Origin of the sequence: Acidianus brierleyi, from assembly GCF_003201835.2 — an archaeon.
GTDB lineage: Archaea > Thermoproteota > Thermoprotei_A > Sulfolobales > Sulfolobaceae > Aramenus > Aramenus brierleyi.
The window spans coordinates 460,105-477,108 of record NZ_CP029289.2 but is presented as its reverse complement, the minus strand read 5'-3'; the positions used below and the strand labels follow the sequence as shown (position 1 = coordinate 477,108).

The window sequence follows — 17,004 nt, the reverse complement described above, 5'->3', positions numbered from 1 at the left end:
AATGAAAATTATAGTAGTAAGGAAAAAATCAAATACGGACAAGCTAATAAACGAAATTGAAAATAAAGAGTTAAAGGAAGAATTAGAAAAATATTCTAATTTAGATTACAACATATTAATGAATCTAATTATACTAAAAGTAAAAGAGATAAATGATACATTAAATGATATAAAAAATATTTTGTCTAAAGGGATAGAATAGCCTACTCTGGCGGAATTTCTTTAAATACCAAACTTATATCTATTCCTTTCTTCTTATTTAATTCCTTAGAGGCATAATATATTGCTGCTCCAAGGCCATATATTATCACTAATGAGCCTATTGTTGGAACATTTATTGGCAATAATACCGGATTATTCCACGTAATGAATAACGCATACATTAGGAAGGCAAAGGACGAAAATCCAATCCAGCTCACAATAGGAATATTTAGTATCTTTCTCTTAAATGGAATATTAGAATATATTTCTTTCCTAAAAAATGGCAATAATGCTATAGATATTGCAAATACCGCATAACCTATCTCGAAAACAACAGTAACATCTACTGTTTCCATAACTGGTAGAAAAGCATAGAGCAATACCCCTAATATACCTATTATAGTTATTAATAGTGTTGCCTTTATTGGAACATGAAATCTGTCATTAACGTCAGCTAAGGACTCTGGAGCTATCCTATCAAAAGACCAAGCAAAAAGATATCTTGTTAACGCTATTACTAATGGCGGATTGCTATAAAAATTCGGTAACCATAAGGCTATGAACGATATGAAATAAAGAGGTATACTATGGTCTACCAATAGCATAAAGAACGGAGTAAATGGACCTATGCTAGACAATGAATTATAAACTGGATTATTAATACTGTTTCCACTTATATAAGACCACGCAGTGAGGAATCTAGAACCAAAAGCGTCAAGAGTCAATTGAGTAAATAGAATATAATAGACTGCAATTAATACCATGGAAACTATAATAGAATACATAACGTTTTTTCTAACGCTTTTCATTTCTCCTGACCAAGATGCAGGTAAATTATACCACGAATAATAGTACCAAATTATAGGTATACCTATTAAGGATCCTAATATTGGGCTTGTAACGAAGGATAGACCGTTAGACGTTGCCGAGTGTATTACACTAGAGTAAACATTTGAGTTTTCCAGTAAAAGATGATAATGCAGAATAAAACTCAGTGGGAGTTATACTAATTAATGCTATAAACATTATTATTGTAGATATTACGCTTATTATACCAGATATGAGAATAAATTTCCACGCATATCTACCAGAAACAGCGAGAACTGCACTTATTATAACAACTATAGTTCCTATTACAACATTTCCCATTGTTGTATTAAAGAAATTACCTAAAGATAAAAGAAATGAACTATTATAATAAAGACCGAGCCCAGAAAACAAATAAGCAAACCAACTTGCGGCATAATAGCTATATAATCCCAATGAAAGAGCAAACGCCACAAACAGTCCAAAATAATTTATAAAACCTAGAGCGGGGTTAGATGCTCTACTATTAAAAACATAATCTCCGCCAGAACGAGGCATAGAAATTCCTGCAACATAAAAAAGAAAAGCCAAACCCATTGCTGGCACTAATGTAATTAAAAACGATAATGTCCAATTTATTCCGGGTGCTAGATATAACCATTCTATAATCAGAATAGGTATTCCTCCAGTTACTAAAGCCCATGATGCTAATAAGGATGACCAAGGACTTACTTCTCTTACTAACCCGGAACTTTCTCTTATGAAGACCTTTTTACTTTGCATCTCCAAATTCGTGAAGACCATCTAGAATAAAAGTTTAAAATCCCTTGGATAAATACAGTGTAAAAAAATTGGTTTTAATAAATATACATTGTAAACCTCACACCCTATATATAAGACTATTCACTGAAAAGTATTAAATATTATGAAACCTAAAAATGGATATTAAGAAAGTTATGATTGAGGCAAAGTAGATGATTAACTTTAAAATGTTCATTAGAACGACTCGTCTAAATTTACTTCTGTTCTTTTATTTTTAGCTAACTTTATCGCGTTATCTGCACACTCTAAATGCTTACGTATATCTTCTTCAGAATGTTTTATTGATATAGTCCATTGTTCATTAAATCCAGCCATAGGTATCACTCCTTGAGATAGCATTGCAAAGAAATAAGTTCCCCATTTTCCAAAATCGGCTTTTATGAATTCTTTATAACTCATTGGAACCTTATCTAGAAAGTAAATAGAACCACTAGGTCCCCATCTAGTTACACTTAGCTCTATCTTAGAATCTTCTGCTATGTCCTTGTATCCTGACTCTAGAATTTCACTTAATCTATGCATATGATAGAATGCGTTTTCTGTTAGAATTTTCTCTAAGGTAACAATTGCAGCTCTTACTGAAAGAGGATTAGCATTAAAAGTACCTCCATGAGCTACCTTACCTGGACCTATAACAGACATAATTTCTTTCTTTCCTGCTATTACTGATAAAGGAAGACCTCCAGCTATAGATTTACCTATTACTTTAATATCTGGTTCAAGATTAAAATATCCAGCTGCACCTGAGTTATATTTCCCTCCCGTTTTAGTTTCGTCAAAAATTACTACTATGTTATTTTCTCTGGATAACTCCACTACACCCTTTAGAAAGTCTAGTTTTGTGGGTATTAGTCCCATGTTCATTGCTATTGGTTCCATTATTACTGCTCCTATGTCTTTGTTTTCTCTTATTATTTTTTCGAATGATTCTAGATTATTCCATTCTGCTATTAAAGTATTTTTAATTACCTCCTCAGGAATACCTAAGGAAGATGGAACTATACCTTCTTTTGTAGGATTAACGTTTACTAGTAATTGGTCGTGTGATCCGTGGTAGTGTCCTTCGAATTTTATTATTTTCTTTTTTCTTGAGTATGCTCTTGCTATTCTTATTGAGTGCATTGTTGCTTCTGTGCCTGTTGAAGAGAATCTTACCATGTCAACATTATACCTTTTCTTAATTATCTTAGCTAATTCAATAGCCTTACAATACTCAAAACCAAGAATAGAACTCTCCTTAAATGCGTTATAAACTTCTTCTGCAACAATTTCATTTGAATGACCTACTTCTAGTACACCAAAACCTAAATTGAAGTCTATGTATTCGTTTCCATCCACATCCCATACTTTGCTTCCTTTCCCTCGCTTTAGGTAAAGAGGATAAGGATCGAAAAATCTATAATTACTACTTACGCCGTATGGGATAATTGTTGTTGCCTCTTCATAGAGAACCTTAGAATTGATAGTATCAGCATAATAATTCTCGAACATAAAAATACACCAAAATTATTGTTTAGGTTTGAAAAGAATCAAATATTCAAATAAACTACTCCTAAATATATGTTTATTCGTACATTTTAAAGACATCAATTCTACCACCCGCTAATTAATATGTTATTATACTATATAATTGTTTTTGTGAAAAATTTTTATAGTTTAGAGACAACTCCCTATGCATTTTTAAAGAATTTTTTAATTTATACATTCATTCTTTCAAATATTTAGAAGAATTATATATATAAAAAATAAATATTATGCGATTATTTAGTAAGCATATATAGTAAAGATAATTCTTCTTCTATGTCTTCTGTAGAAACTATTCTTTTATCTATATCGACTTCATCGTTTTCAATCTTATATATATTTATTATACATTCTTTACCCATTAAATTTGGATTTCTATAATCTTCATTTTTTACCTTAAAAATATCAAATATCTTTAATCTATTTCTGGAAAAAATCTTTGTAATAGACTTGATTTTACCTTCTCTAAAAATTTCTCCATGTCCTTTCCTTCCTAAAATATATGATTCAATTATTATAGCTTTATCTGAAACATAAAATTCGTTATTTATTTCTGCATTAGCTTTATTGTAAAAAAGTATTGGGTGTGGTATATATGAAAAACTTCCAGAAATACTAATTCTAAGATTTACAATGGATTTAGATATAATTTTTGTATAAGCTTGGTCAGTAATTTTCCCCTCATCAGTAGCTATTTTAATTTCTATATTGTCGTTGTTAGCTAGAACTTCTGAAGGATTTACAATATATATTGTTTTATTTACTTTAAATGCTCCTAGAGGACCTTCTTTAAATATGTAAAATTTATTATTATAATTATTTATTTCCAAGTAAGCCTTCAATATTCAAATCCTCCAGCAATATTCTCATGAGCTCTTCTGTTCCTTCCATAGTTCTTAAACTTATAAATGCCGTAGGTTTGCCTTCCCTAACAGATTCTGCATCTTCTCTCATTTTGCTAAGATCTGCTCCTACGTATGGAGCTAAGTCTATTTTGTTGATAACAAGCAAATCGCTTTGTGTAATACCCAATCCTCCTTTTCTAGGATATTTATCTCCAGCAGATGTGTCTAATACGAATATACTATAATCTGATAATAATGGGCTAAAAGTGCTCATTACATTATCTCCACCACTTTCTATAAATATTATATCTAATTTAGATTTCCTTGATAACGTTTCTATAGCTCTCATATTTAAAGAAGGATCTTCTCTAATTGCAGTATGTGGACATCCCCCAGTAACTAATCCCACAATATTTTCCTTAGGCAATACTTTATCTTTTAAGACTAAATCTGAATATATCCTTACTGCGTCAAAATTTGAAACTACGTCATTAGTAACTATTCCTACTTTAAATTTCATCTTTATAAATTCTTTTGCTAAAAATTCTATTAATGTAGTTTTTCCAGAACCTACTGGACCTAGAACACCAATTTTAATCAAGACATAAACACCTTTGGTTCCCTTTTCTCATGAGATTTTGATAAAATATCTAAAATAGGATCAAAAGGCTCAAACTCTTCATGAATTTCTATTCTATTTAAAAGTGTAGAAAGAATCTCTTGCCCCCTATAGTAACTTATAGCGCCTAATCTTACAGCAGAAAATACTAAAAGAGAAGCTTCACTATAGGTTAGTCCTATTGCGCAGTCATCTTCACTTATACCTAAGCATTTACATATTCTAGCTACTACAACTGGATAAGTACCGTAAGTCTTACCTTCTTTAACGTTTCTAATGAAATCATCTTGACATAAATCTAAAGAAGCTAGAGATCTTCCCATATTTGTTGTCATTTCTCTTAATTCATTAGTTAGTTTAGAAGCATACACTAACTCATCCATATAATAAGGATCTTTAAAGGATTTTATGACAGCTACTGTGTCTCCTTTTAAAATAACATTATTAAAAACCGTATATATAAAATTCTCTATATTATATCCTCTATAATATGCCTCCTCTATTCCAGAAGAGTAATTGAAAGAACCTATAGGTAAGGCACTATCAAAGATCTGGAAAATTCTAGGTATCAGCAAAGCTTATCACTACTGCTGTAGGTTCTATATTTGGAAGGAACTTTTCTTTTTTTAATTTTGGATTATAATCCTTAAATTTTTGTAATAAATAATCAATACCTATTTCAGTAGGTATTATAACCTCATTATCCTTTAACATTATTCTTAAATGAAGATTTCCTATTTCATAACCAAGTTTGAAGCTTTTCTCTAATTCATTAAGTTTGAATGAGAGCACGCTTTCTTCTTTAAGTCTCAGTATTACAATATATCCCTCATCTGTCACTAAAACATCGCCGTCCTTTAGCGGGATGCCTAACATATTTACAGAAATCTCTTTATTATCTACCTTTATCTTACATCTATGCCTCTCAAAACATTGTCGATCTACATAGGCCTCTATTAATAAATTGGATCTTCTTGCTTTTTCAATTAAATTTCTAAATTGGTTTTCATTTCCAAGCCTTTTAATGACATTCATAACTATCACCTTAAAACATAAAATATAATTGAGTTAGTGGAAGTTTTACAGCTGGAGGAACTTTAGGTATTATTCCATCGATTTTTACTTCGTAACTATCTGGATCCACTTCGATTTTTGGTAGAGTAGAATTATATTTCATGTCTTTTTTACCCAGTTTCCTTGTATTTTTAACAGGTAAGACCGATCTTTTTACAACTTTTGAGGCTTCTTTAACTCCTTCCTGGCTAGTAAAAAAGAATGAAACCATAGGAGCAGAATAATAACCAAACATAGGCTTATAAAGTAGTGGTTGAGCGTAGGCTACTGATGCATTAGTTTCACCCATAATTGCCCATGCTATTGCACCGCCTTTTATTATCATATAAGGTTTTACAGGGAAAAATCTTGGATCCCATAATACAATATCAGCCACCCTTCCAGGTAATAAGCTACCCACATAATCAGAAATACCGTGAGTTATAGCAGGATTAATAGTTATTTTAGATATATATCTTAATACTCTGAAATTATCATCTATATTTATTAAATTCAGTTCTTTCATCTTATGTGCTAGCTGAAAAGTTCTTATTCCAGTTTCACCTACTCTTCCCATAGCTTGAGAATCTGAGGACATCATACTTATTGCACCTATATCATGAAGATAATCTTCTGCTGCCATAGTTTCTGCTCTTATTCTAGATTCTGCATAAGCTATATCTTCTGGAACTTTAGGATTTAGGTGATGAACAGCCATTAGCATTTCTAAGTGTTCATCATAAGTATGAATTGTAAAAGGTTTAGTTGGATTAGTAGAAGACGGTAAAACATTTGGTTCCCCAGATATTCTTATTATATCTGGAGCGTGACCACCGCCAGCACCTTCAACGTGATAGGCATGAATAGTTCTTCCGCCTATGGCATTTAATGTATCTTCCAAATATCCGCTTTCATTAGAGGTATCAGTATGTATTGTAACTTGGACATCATATTCATCAGCAACAGTTAAAGTTTCGTCTATTACACTAGGCATTGCTCCCCAATCTTCATGAATCTTAAAACCAGAAGCTCCAGAATGTATTACTTGTTCCATACTAATCCTTCCTGAGGATCCTTTAGCTGTTAGGGCAAAATTGAGTGGAAAGGGATCTAATGCTTCCATCATCATTTTTAAATTCCAACTGCCTGGAACGGCAGTAGTAGCTTTTGTACCTTCTGCTGGTCCAGTACCACCTCCTATTATGGTCGTGAAACCAGCAGATAATGCATCAAAGATTTGTTGAGGAGCTACCCAATGGACGTGAGAATCTATAAATCCTGGGGTAGCTATTAAACCTTCTCCAGAAATTATTTCAGTAGAAGATCCTACAACAAAATCTACACCGTTCATTATAAAAGGATTTCCAGCGTGCCCTATACCGATAATTATTCCATTTTTAATTCCTATATCTGCTTTTACTATTCCTATACTTGGATCTATTATTATGGCGTTAGTTATTACTAGATCCATAGAGTCTTCTTCTCTAGATGTAGGAAGTAATCCCAATCCGTCTCTAGCTGATTTTCCTGCGCCAAAAACTAGTTCATCGCCCTTTGTAATTAAGTCTTTTTCAATTTTAATATACAAGTTAGTATCCGCTAACCTTATTTTGTCTCCTTCTGTAGGTCCATAAAGTTCAGAATATCTTTGCCTACTTAATTTCATATAAATCCCTTCTCTTTAGCTCTTTTCATAGCTTCTTCTTTATTATGATCAAGAGAACCTTCAGTTAATCTATTTAAGCCTGTTACTCTTCTGTTCCCGCCAATTTTCCTTATTTTGACTAACTTAGTCTGTCCAGGCTCAAATCTAATTGCAGTGCCTGCAGGTATAGCTAATCTAAAACCAAAAGCTTTCTCTCTATCAAACTTAAGCTTACTGTTGACTTCAAATAAATGATAATGAGAACTTACCTGAATAGGCCTATCTCCAGAATTAGTTATTGAAATTTCTCCTTCATCTAAAAGTTCTATTTCTCCATCTTTGATATCGTATGTATTTAGAAAACTTTTGTCAGATTTTATTGGATTTCTTACTGTAACAAGTTTCGTGCCATCAGGAAAAGTAGCTTCTACTTGAATCAGATCTAAAAGTTCTGGCACACCTTCCATAACATCATTTTCGCTTAGAAGCATTTGCGATTCTTTAATTATTTCGGACATTTTTTTACCTTCTCTAGCACTCTCTATTATAAAATCTGAAATTATAGCCAAAGCTTCTTCATAGTTTAATTTTATGCCCTTAGCCTTTCTTCGTCTGGCTACTTCAGCTGCCCATGATAATAGTAATTTTTCCTGCTCTTTAGGAGTGAATAACATATATATCGAGATAAGGAATCTAAAAATTATATAAAAATATTTTTCATATTCTCTTTAAAATCTTTTATTTTTATAAGCCAATTATAGAAAACTTGTTAAAGATAATGTTAGATTAATAAGAGTAAAATTTATAAATATGAAAAATGTTTATATTATTTTATAAAATTTGGAAGAATAAAATTGAGATTAAATATTTTGTTTAAGCTTATTATATTCTTTCATTACTAGTAAAAAGAAAAATAATACTACTGCAGTTAATAAACCAAAAGAATATCTTAACCCTATAATTTCTACTGACACTGCCATAACTATTGGAATGATAGCGGCTAAACCTATAAGTATTCCACTAAAATAACTATTTGCCACGCTTCTTGTCTCCTCATCAGTAAAACTTCTTGACAATAATATAAGAGAAGAAGGATACGTTAATCCATGTGGAATTCCTAGTAAAAGTAAAGAGAATATATACATAGATAGATTATATGACATCGAAGCTAAAGCTAATCCTATAATGCTTATTACAGAATTTAGAATTACTAATTTTATAACATGAAATGGAGGCCTTATAGTAAGTATACTTCTACTGATGAAGGATGTAAGAAAATAGAAAGTAAATAACAGCGTTGCTGTAGAATAGCTTACGTGAAAAAGAGTTATTGCATAAATACCTCCAAAAGTTTCGATCATACCGAAAGGTATATCGTACATTATGTTATTAAAGAGTGAAACTAAAAATCCTGGTGATTTTATTACTCTGTAATTGGCAAAAGCTACTTTACCCATCTTTTTATTAGTTTCGAAAAATTTTATTTTAAGTGCTATTATTGGTACTATAGCACTTAATAAAGAAAAGAACAGGAAAGCTTGAATCAAAGTAAACTTAGATAAGATTAAAGATTCTATTGATGGACTTAAGATTAATGAAACACTCAAAGAGGTAGTATATAGACTTAGCATTCTTTCCCTGCTTTTTTGATCTCCTATTGAACCTGCGAATGTTATAATATTAGGGAATATTATTCCCATAGAAAATCCTGCTATTGATGCGAAAATCCACACTAGTATAGGATTTACGAGATAGAAAAGAGGAAAAGTAAACGCGTATAGAAAAGAGGAAGCTATGAAGACTTTCCTTCTTAAACTAGGATATAATTTAGAATTTATGAAAATACTAGAAATAAACGAAAAAATAGATGCCATAGAGGACACTAAGCCTATAAATGTCGGTGTAAAATGAAAATAATAATCTGCAATTAAAGGTATTGTAGTTATTAGCATATTATTTGATGCCCTAATAGCAAACGTTATAAGGAAAATAGTGATAGCGGAATAAAATATTCCTTTTGAATCCACTTGAGAGAATTTGATAAGATCTTATAAAATTACCTTATTTATTATCTGGATTCAGAATATTTTCTATAACTACATAAGGTGTCTCTTTGATAGTTTTTGCTACGACTTGAGTATTTGTTCTCTCTATTTCGGGCATATCCATAAGTCTTTCTAAATAATTCTTCATGAAATCTTCTCTAGTCTTATATCTTCCCATTACAATAAAATCATTATCTCCTAAAACAAAATAAACTCCCCATACGCCTGGTAATTCTGATAGTTTTTTGCCTAATATATCATGATAATCTTTCCCATATTTAGCCTTTACTAGTGATATTATAACATAATCTAATTTTATACTTGATGGATCTATAGAAGTAAAGTATCCTCTTATTATCCCAGATTTTTCCATTTTCTTTATTCTATAAGCAATAGTTGATTTAGGTATTCTTAAGATATCGGCCATTTTTTCTAATGGAAACTTGGCGTCTCCTTGTATCATTTTCAATATCCTTAGGTCAGTGTCATCTAGTTCCATATTGCAAACATCAATGTAGTCCTTTTAAACATTGTTATTATTACAACTAAATACTGTTCAAATCTATCCTTTTACTTAAAATAGTGTCATAAATTTGTATTTTAAACAACTTATTTTACGTCTACTCTTTTTATAAAATAATCATATATTAGCATAACATCAGCTTGCTTATCTACAGCCCTAACAGCATTTATGTATTTTTTTGCTTCTTCCATACTTTCTGCAAAACATATTTGAATCCCAGCTTTCATGTCCGTAATTTCCATAAATCTGCACTCATTTAGAATATTTCTTATATCCTTAATTCTCATTGAAAACATGGAGAATATTACGCTTCCAGATTTAGGAATGTTTATAATTGGAAGAACTTTAATGTAACCTCTACTTTCCATTATTTTTAATCTTTTGGAAACTAATTTAGAAGATAGATTAAGGCTTTCTGCTATATCAGAAGGCTGAGCTCTAGGATCTTCTAGAAGTTTAGATAATATCCTTACGTCAAATTGATTAGGTGTAATTATTTCCTGTTCAGGTACATATGTCATCTGAATTTCTCCTAGATCTTTACTCATGTAAGATATCTTATCCTTAATATCTTCAATACTGTTACCTTCTATTCCATAGACGTTTAACCATTCAAAACATTTTAATTTAAAAAATATCCAATCTGCTGAAAAGTCCTTTATGTTCTTAAAAGCTCCAAAACCATAATATTTACCGTAAAAATTAGGATTTACAAGAACAGAAAACCCATATAAAATTCCATCTTCTCTCATTTTTTTAAATCTATAAACTAAAGTAGGAGGAGTTAATCCTAAACTTTCAGATATACTTCGTTGTGATACTCTACCATCTTTTAGAAGATAGTATAATATCTTCTTGTCAATCTCATCCATGATTAACAGTGTTATAAAAAGATTTATAAACTTTTCTATATATATGGATTAAATTACAATAAAAATAAAAACTAATTCAGATTTTTAGAAAAATTACATTTTCTTTATATTAGATTTTATTTTTCCTAATAAATCATTAGATATCTCGTTTATATTGTGAGAATATTTTGCATGAATTTTGAGAATATTTAAAACCTCTTCTTCGCTTGACGCTCCTTTTATAGAATATCCGCAATTCATTCCTATATCTTCACAATTAAAATAATACTTTTTCTTTTTGAATAGCATAAATATAAGCTAGTCCAAGACATATATATAGAATTGTTAGAAATCTTCTAACTATATCTTAAATCCCTAAGATATAGTCTTAATTTATGAAATACTCTTTTAAATGTTCGGATATAGGACAAAAGTGCGGGTTAGAGATATATGGAGCCCAAAGTGAAGAAGAACTTCTGCAGGAACTTTCCATTCATGCACGAATTGAACATAAGATGAATTCGATCCCAGATGAAGTTTTAAATGCAATAAAATCAAACATAAAGAAGTCATGATTTTTTATATTTTTTTAAACAAATTAATTCTTAGATATTTAAAGAAGTATTAGAAGACAGTTACGGAAATCTTTTTAATACATTTTCTTGTCTCTAGTTTAATGCTAACAGATTATAATAAATTAAAGGAATTAGTTACAGAAGTTCTAAATAAAAGGGGAATAGAAGAAAGTAAAGTAATAGCAGATCACTTTGTAGAAGCAGAACTAAGGGGACACTCCTCACACGGCGTTCAAAGATTAATACCATTAGTTAAAGGAGTAGAACTTGGTACAATAAGGAAAGAACTCTGCTTCGAAGTTATTAGAGAAACTAACGATTCTATATTAGTCGATGGAATGCATAGTATAGGAATATCCCTTTGGAACATGTTAGCAGAAAAAGAATTTGGAGATACAATAAGTATAATAGCTGTAAGAAATGCTTCCCATGTAGGATTCTTAGGATATTATACAGAAAAAGTAGCTAAGAAAGGCAAAGTAGGGATAATGATAGGAAATGCCGAGCCTGCAGTTGTAAAACCTGGAAGTTCAGATAAAATTCTTTCAACAACTCCTATAAGTATTGCTATTCCAAGTAAAATCCCATTAATTCTTGACATGGCACTAGCATCTACTTCTAGAGGAAAAATTATTGAAGCTTCAAGAAAAGGATACAAGATACCTTATGGAGTTGCAGTAGATAAAAACGGAGAGATAACAGACGAACCAGAAAGCGCATTAAACGGTGGAATAATGCCGTTAGGAGGAGAAAAAGGATTTTATCTAATGCTAGCATTAGAGCTTTTAGTATCATACTTATCTGGATCAGCAGTAGGCCCACAAGTTAAGGGTGTCTTAAACACTGAAAATCCGCCTAACAAAGGAGAAATAATGATAATAATAAATCCAAGATATTTGGAATCTAAAGAGGATTCACTGGAATTTATGAGAAATATAATAAAATCAGAGCTTCCAGGAGAACACGGACTTAAAATGAGAGAAATAAAAATGAAAAGAGGAATAGAAATCGACGATAAACTATATTCTATCATTCAAGAACTAAATAATAAGGTTCCTTATTTCAAATGATGAGTAAGTAATTCCTTTATGTGAATAAAATTAGTTATCATAATTTGAGACCTAATTTCAACTAACGCTTTTTCTTTAAGTTCTCTTAGTCTTTCATAGTCTATTTTTTGTTGCAAATTCTGACATTCAGTTTGAAATAAATATGTATCTCTCATATTGCCAAGCTCCTGAGATATATCTTTGAGATCTAGCGAACTGTATCCTAAACTATCTATTAGAAATCTTGATTCTCTTATTAATTTTCTAATCTTATGAAAGTCATTTTCTTCTAGAAGCTTTATATAATTATTATATAAGCTTTTAATAATTACTATTCTACTTCCGTAAAGTTTTGGTAGAAAACAATTTTCCAACGTATTGAAAGATTTAACCACTTCAACTGCCAAACTATCTCTATCTTCAGTCTTTAAACAAGTAATTACGTCCATATCTCTTATTTTTCCCAATTTTTTCATTATTTTCTTACCTTTAAGTATGCATTCAGCTTTACCATGAAGAACATAAGTTGATCTAGCTACAGCGAGATATTTTCTTAAATCTACTCTTGAATCATGTATATTTTTTTCTAATATTCCGGTATTCTTGAGAAAATTTTTAAGATGAAAGTTTGCATATTCTTCAGGTCTCAAGATTTATTACCTCCATTACATATTTGGCAATTTCTTCGTTAACCTCTTCTATTTTTTTCTTAGTTATAATATTTTTACCTATAGATATATCTTTCAGATATGACTGAAATTTATTTATATATGATTTATATGAAGAAAATATTTCACTGTTTACACAAAGATCTACATTCTCACTTAAAGGATCCAAAAATCCTCTTTTCCTTATTATTCTCCTCATTATCTCAACTGAAGGCGATAGTAAAGAGACTGAAACTGAAGGCTTTGGTAGCACAGATAAAACGTCTTCCATCCAATCTTTTTCTAAACCTCTAGTTAGACCCCATGCTTCCAAAGTTAAAGCGTAACCATCCGCTATAGTAATAAAACCTGAGTCTATAGCAGGTTTAACGACATTCTCAACTTGATCAGCTAAGTCAGTCAAATATGCTAGAAATAGAGTTCTACGCTGGAAAACTATTTCTTTCTTTACTCTAGCTATTGCTTCTGCCATTAGCTTGGACATTTGCAGTCCAAATATTATTACACCATATCCTTGATCTTCTAAGTACGATTTAAGTGTCTGTGCATGAGTCGATTTTCCAGAACTCTCTATTCCTTCTATTGCTATTATTTTTCCTCTTTCCAAATTTCCATCACCTTTTCCCTTATAATCTTCTGAATTTCCCTTGGTGACAATGTACCATCTATAATGAAGAAGTTGTTTTCATCTGCTATTTTATCATAAACTTCAAGCACTGCAGACTGATATTTAAGGAAGCCATCTTCAGGTTTTAAACCTGGGAAAACATCAGAACCTGCTTCTGTAGGTTTTATTTGCCTTCTAGACTTCTTTATTCTATCTAATGCAACTTCTGGAGTCACCCTAATGTAAAAAGTTATATCTGGTTTTCTTGCAAAGGAATATAATTTCTTAACCCAATCTATATTTACGCCTCTAACGCTATCTCTCGCATAAGCAGTATAAACATATCTGTCTGCAATAACCGCAAATCCAGTTTTAAGCATAGGTAAAATGTATTTCTCATATCTATCAGCAAAATCTGTTGCATGAATTAAACTAAATGTAATTGGTGTAAGTATATTCTTTTTCTTGGCTTCCTTAATTATTCCATGAATCCATTCTGACGAATTCCATTCAGTTAGAAATGTGTCTCTCTTTTCTAGTAACCAGTCTCTCAAAAGAACTGTCTGACTGGATTTTCCAGAACCGTCAATTCCTTCAAAGGCTATTAAACTTCCTTTCATATTTTAACTCCCGCTACAGACGCATTTACTACTTCTTTAACTTCCTTAGCCATTTTAAGGAAGTCCTTCTTATTGTAATTATTCTTAATCAATTTAAAATATTTCTTTTTCAACTTACCAGAGGCTCCTTTACATAACAAGGATGAAATAAGAACATCATTGTCTTCAAATCCTGGTATTGTGGAATATTTTAAAAATCTAAAACATGCCTCATACGGATCCAAAAATCCAGCCTCTTTCATAATCGTGGCTATAAAGGATGATAATTTCATAAAAGGATTATCAAATGAATTATATATCTCCCACGGTGGGTCAATTAAAAATTCTCTAGATATAGTGTCTAGCCAATTCTTTTGTATGTCGTCTATTTTATCTTGAATTAAAACTCCTTCTCTCATGCCATATGCAGAAATAGTAATGGATGACGCACCTAAAATATTAGCTAACTCCTCTATAACAACAGAGGCTGTGTGAATAGTATATGCCCTATCTTTACTTATTCCTGGTAAACTCGATCTTTCTTCAGGATCTAAATTCATTAATACCTTGGAATACTTAGATATTTCGCTAGTTTTTATTATATATCCATGAACAGATTTTAACGGATATGCTGAAAGCTTTTGATCCATCTTTCCTAAAGCTCTTATATTTCCTCCAGAACCTATTAATGTACCTTTTATTGGCTTTAAAATCGAAAGCTCATTTCTAATTTTCTTTCTTAATTCTCCTTCAGACTTATACTCTCTTGAAAGTTTTAGTGCACCTAGTCTAAAATGGTATACCTCCTTTATTTCTCTTGACTCGAAATAAATTACTTCCAGCGATCCTCCTCCCAAATCGAAAATTACTCCAGAGTCAATAGGTAAGGTATCTATAACTCCTAAGGCGGCCATTTTACCTTCTTCCTCACCTGAAAGAATTATCATTTGACTTCCGATTATATCAGTGATTTTTTTAGCTACATCTAAGCCGTTTGTTGCGTACCTAAATGCGCTAGTACCTACGACTTTAATATTATTGACATTTTTCTTATCTAATAAATTCCTAAACAGTCTAAATGTATTTTCTAGATCTTTTATTTTATTTTCAGATATGGAACTTCCTTCTTCTATACCTTCGCCTATTCTCAGAAAAAACTTTGATGAACCTAATAATCTAAAGGTCTTATTTGGAAAAACGTCATAGATACATAGCCTTGTAGAATTATAGCCAGTATCTATAACAGCCGAAAGCATTTAAATCAGCTTCATTATCTTTTGCGTTATTAGCATTTTTAAAACACCCTTTCCGTCGACGGGATTGTAATCAACTACCGCTAAACCTCCCTTTTTTATCTCAATGTTACCTCCAGTAAGATTCCTAATTAACTGGGAAAGAAATGGCTCATGCCCAACCACAAGCATTGAAGTATTATCTGATTCTTTTATTTTATTTATAAATTCTGAAGGATCCTTATCAGGGTCTAACTCATTGATAGTTTCTATTTTTTTCTCATCTTCTCCAAGCTCATCTAATATAGCTTCGGCAGATTGATAAGCTCTAATGTAAGTACTAGTAAGTATTCTATCAAAATTATAATCCATTTCATCAATAAATCCTGCTACTCTCCTCATTTGTTTTATTCCCTTCTTTATTAATTTTCTCTCTTTATCTTCAATACTGTCTACTTTGGGCTCCGCTTCACCATGCCTTACTATAATTAAACTTATCATAACGATGTATTAGAAAGTAAAATAATAAGTTTTTAGTATATTCTTTCTATAATCTATATACATTTTCAACTCTCTATTGAAGTGATCGCTAGAAAATATTATCCAAAAATATTTCTTTTTAATAGATTATTCATATAATCTATAATTATATATATTATATTGTTCTCTACATAGTATTTTTAGGTGAGACTAGATTAAGTACCCTTAAAAAAATATATTCTCCCTCTTAAGAAAATTAAACTCTATTTAAGATATGTTAGTGATAGATTCTATTACTTTTTAATAGATCAAGATTATTATTCTAACTAAATTTAATGGTCCCATACACTATTTACATAACTATTTAACATCAATCATAAGAGGAATTTTTAAATATTAATATCGTACCTCTCTTTAATTAGAGCTAAAATGGCAAAGAAACAGAAGAAACAAGCTCAAGGATCTGAGCAGAAAAAACAATAAAATAGTTCTGCTCAATTTTTGGTAATAAGTTAAGTCAATTCTTTTTTAATCCTTAACTCTTTTAAAGTTTATTACGATGGCTTATGTTAGATTTAACGTTAAAAGTTTACATTCACTTCATCAAGATAATTAAAAAATTATGATACTTAAGGTCTTATAAACTAAAATATATGAACAAAACATCATATTATAATAAAACATACACATTGCTATACACTGTATATTATAGATCTTTTATATCCTATATTTTGTACTTAATATATAATCAATAAACGGAATATATCTTTTTAAAAGATTTATTTATCTATATTTTATTCTTACAGCAAATTAACATGGTTAAACATTTTTACGTTTTTTAATTATAAGCAATACTTTT

The 17,004-nt window shown here is 30.6% G+C and carries 19 protein-coding genes and 1 pseudogene; 3 read left to right on the top strand and 17 right to left on the bottom strand.

What is annotated here, in order from left to right:
* Position 1: 1 nt before the first annotated feature.
* On the top strand, positions 2 to 202 hold the full coding sequence (locus DFR85_RS18350) for a hypothetical protein (RefSeq protein ID WP_110269544.1): 201 nt from the start codon (positions 2 to 4) through the stop codon (positions 200 to 202).
* A 1-nt stretch (position 203) separates the two neighbouring features.
* Here DFR85_RS18350 and DFR85_RS18345 read toward each other — a convergent pair.
* The 12 genes and pseudogenes from DFR85_RS18345 to DFR85_RS18290 form a co-directional block, all read right to left on the bottom strand.
* Positions 204 to 1,797, bottom strand: a pseudogene (locus DFR85_RS18345) (APC family permease).
* 207 nt (positions 1,798 to 2,004) lie between these two features.
* Positions 2,005 to 3,321 (bottom strand): aspartate aminotransferase family protein, encoded by a 1,317-nt coding sequence (locus tag DFR85_RS18340; RefSeq protein WP_110269543.1) that lies wholly within the window; start codon positions 3,319 to 3,321, stop codon positions 2,005 to 2,007.
* Positions 3,322 to 3,590: 269 nt separating this feature from the next.
* Positions 3,591 to 4,196, bottom strand: coding sequence for an urease accessory protein UreD (locus DFR85_RS18335; RefSeq protein ID WP_162582567.1), 606 nt, complete (start codon positions 4,194 to 4,196; stop codon positions 3,591 to 3,593).
* Positions 4,171 to 4,800 carry an urease accessory protein UreG gene (ureG, locus tag DFR85_RS18330; RefSeq protein WP_110269541.1) on the bottom strand — a complete coding sequence of 210 codons (630 nt, stop codon included), beginning with the start codon at positions 4,798 to 4,800 and terminating at the stop codon, positions 4,171 to 4,173. The genes DFR85_RS18335 and ureG overlap by 26 nt, the downstream gene beginning before the upstream one ends.
* On the bottom strand, positions 4,797 to 5,393 hold the full coding sequence (locus tag DFR85_RS18325; RefSeq protein ID WP_110269540.1) for an urease accessory protein UreF: 597 nt from the start codon (positions 5,391 to 5,393) through the stop codon (positions 4,797 to 4,799). The genes ureG and DFR85_RS18325 overlap by 4 nt, the downstream gene beginning before the upstream one ends.
* Entirely contained in the window at positions 5,380 to 5,853 is a 474-nt protein-coding gene (locus DFR85_RS18320; RefSeq protein WP_162582565.1) for an urease accessory protein UreE, read from the bottom strand. The genes DFR85_RS18325 and DFR85_RS18320 overlap by 14 nt, the downstream gene beginning before the upstream one ends.
* A 10-nt stretch (positions 5,854 to 5,863) precedes the next feature.
* Positions 5,864 to 7,537 carry an urease subunit alpha gene (ureC, locus tag DFR85_RS18315; RefSeq protein ID WP_210433931.1) on the bottom strand — a complete coding sequence of 558 codons (1,674 nt, stop codon included), beginning with the start codon at positions 7,535 to 7,537 and terminating at the stop codon, positions 5,864 to 5,866.
* On the bottom strand, positions 7,534 to 8,190 hold the full coding sequence (ureA, locus tag DFR85_RS18310) for an urease subunit gamma (protein WP_110269537.1): 657 nt from the start codon (positions 8,188 to 8,190) through the stop codon (positions 7,534 to 7,536). Before ureA ends, ureC begins: the two co-directional genes overlap by 4 nt.
* A gap of 186 nt (positions 8,191 to 8,376) precedes the next feature.
* Entirely contained in the window at positions 8,377 to 9,543 is a 1,167-nt protein-coding gene (locus tag DFR85_RS18305; protein WP_110269536.1) for an MFS transporter, read from the bottom strand.
* A 34-nt stretch (positions 9,544 to 9,577) separates the two neighbouring features.
* Positions 9,578 to 10,060 carry an Lrp/AsnC family transcriptional regulator gene (locus tag DFR85_RS18300; RefSeq protein ID WP_110269535.1) on the bottom strand — a complete coding sequence of 161 codons (483 nt, stop codon included), beginning with the start codon at positions 10,058 to 10,060 and terminating at the stop codon, positions 9,578 to 9,580.
* Between the two features lie 110 nt (positions 10,061 to 10,170).
* Entirely contained in the window at positions 10,171 to 10,956 is a 786-nt protein-coding gene (locus DFR85_RS18295; protein ID WP_110269534.1) for a winged helix-turn-helix transcriptional regulator, read from the bottom strand.
* Positions 10,957 to 11,049: 93 nt separating this feature from the next.
* Positions 11,050 to 11,244, bottom strand: a complete 195-nt coding sequence (locus tag DFR85_RS18290) for a DUF1059 domain-containing protein (protein ID WP_110269533.1) — start codon at positions 11,242 to 11,244, stop codon at positions 11,050 to 11,052.
* An 86-nt stretch (positions 11,245 to 11,330) separates the two neighbouring features.
* Here DFR85_RS18290 and DFR85_RS18285 point away from each other — a divergent pair, with 86 nt between their 5' ends.
* Positions 11,331 to 11,510 carry a DUF1059 domain-containing protein gene (locus DFR85_RS18285; RefSeq protein WP_110269532.1) on the top strand — a complete coding sequence of 60 codons (180 nt, stop codon included), beginning with the start codon at positions 11,331 to 11,333 and terminating at the stop codon, positions 11,508 to 11,510.
* 101 nt (positions 11,511 to 11,611) lie between these two features.
* Positions 11,612 to 12,580 carry an Ldh family oxidoreductase gene (locus tag DFR85_RS18280; RefSeq protein ID WP_110269531.1) on the top strand — a complete coding sequence of 323 codons (969 nt, stop codon included), beginning with the start codon at positions 11,612 to 11,614 and terminating at the stop codon, positions 12,578 to 12,580.
* On the opposite strand, the gene DFR85_RS18275 is transcribed toward DFR85_RS18280, so the two are convergent.
* From DFR85_RS18275 to sixA, 5 genes are read right to left on the bottom strand one after another with little or no spacing between them, the layout of a single operon-like run.
* Positions 12,568 to 13,209: a hypothetical protein gene (locus DFR85_RS18275; protein ID WP_110269530.1), complete on the bottom strand. Its 642-nt coding sequence runs from the start codon at positions 13,207 to 13,209 to the stop codon at positions 12,568 to 12,570. The two genes, DFR85_RS18280 and DFR85_RS18275, sit on opposite strands and share 13 nt — an antisense overlap.
* Complete coding sequence (locus DFR85_RS18270; RefSeq protein ID WP_110269529.1) at positions 13,199 to 13,834, bottom strand: dTMP kinase; 636 nt, start codon at positions 13,832 to 13,834, stop codon at positions 13,199 to 13,201. The genes DFR85_RS18275 and DFR85_RS18270 overlap by 11 nt, the downstream gene beginning before the upstream one ends.
* On the bottom strand, positions 13,816 to 14,454 hold the full coding sequence (tmk, locus tag DFR85_RS18265) for a dTMP kinase (RefSeq protein WP_110269528.1): 639 nt from the start codon (positions 14,452 to 14,454) through the stop codon (positions 13,816 to 13,818). The genes DFR85_RS18270 and tmk overlap by 19 nt, the downstream gene beginning before the upstream one ends.
* Complete coding sequence (locus DFR85_RS18260; RefSeq protein WP_110269527.1) at positions 14,451 to 15,689, bottom strand: Ppx/GppA phosphatase family protein; 1,239 nt, start codon at positions 15,687 to 15,689, stop codon at positions 14,451 to 14,453. Before DFR85_RS18260 ends, tmk begins: the two co-directional genes overlap by 4 nt.
* The gene (sixA, locus tag DFR85_RS18255) at positions 15,690 to 16,166 is read right to left on the bottom strand and encodes a phosphohistidine phosphatase SixA (RefSeq protein ID WP_110269526.1); all 477 of its coding nucleotides are present in this window, start codon (positions 16,164 to 16,166) and stop codon (positions 15,690 to 15,692) included. It lies immediately after the preceding gene.
* Between the last annotated feature and the right edge of the window lie 838 nt (positions 16,167 to 17,004).

Coding starts and splice junctions, on each gene's coding strand:
- ureC (WP_210433931.1), bottom strand. CDS start 7,537: ATGAAATTAAGTAGGCAAAGATATTCTGAACTTTATGGACCTACAGAA.
- DFR85_RS18285 (WP_110269532.1), top strand. CDS start 11,331: ATGAAATACTCTTTTAAATGTTCGGATATAGGACAAAAGTGCGGGTTA.
- DFR85_RS18350 (WP_110269544.1), top strand. CDS start 2: ATGAAAATTATAGTAGTAAGGAAAAAATCAAATACGGACAAGCTAATA.
- DFR85_RS18320 (WP_162582565.1), bottom strand. CDS start 5,853: ATGAATGTCATTAAAAGGCTTGGAAATGAAAACCAATTTAGAAATTTA.
- ureA (WP_110269537.1), bottom strand. CDS start 8,190: ATGTTATTCACTCCTAAAGAGCAGGAAAAATTACTATTATCATGGGCA.
- DFR85_RS18280 (WP_110269531.1), top strand. CDS start 11,612: ATGCTAACAGATTATAATAAATTAAAGGAATTAGTTACAGAAGTTCTA.
- DFR85_RS18295 (WP_110269534.1), bottom strand. CDS start 10,956: ATGGATGAGATTGACAAGAAGATATTATACTATCTTCTAAAAGATGGT.
- sixA (WP_110269526.1), bottom strand. CDS start 16,166: ATGATAAGTTTAATTATAGTAAGGCATGGTGAAGCGGAGCCCAAAGTA.
- DFR85_RS18340 (WP_110269543.1), bottom strand. CDS start 3,321: ATGTTCGAGAATTATTATGCTGATACTATCAATTCTAAGGTTCTCTAT.
- DFR85_RS18300 (WP_110269535.1), bottom strand. CDS start 10,060: ATGGAACTAGATGACACTGACCTAAGGATATTGAAAATGATACAAGGA.
- tmk (WP_110269528.1), bottom strand. CDS start 14,454: ATGAAAGGAAGTTTAATAGCCTTTGAAGGAATTGACGGTTCTGGAAAA.
- DFR85_RS18260 (WP_110269527.1), bottom strand. CDS start 15,689: ATGCTTTCGGCTGTTATAGATACTGGCTATAATTCTACAAGGCTATGT.
- DFR85_RS18290 (WP_110269533.1), bottom strand. CDS start 11,244: ATGCTATTCAAAAAGAAAAAGTATTATTTTAATTGTGAAGATATAGGA.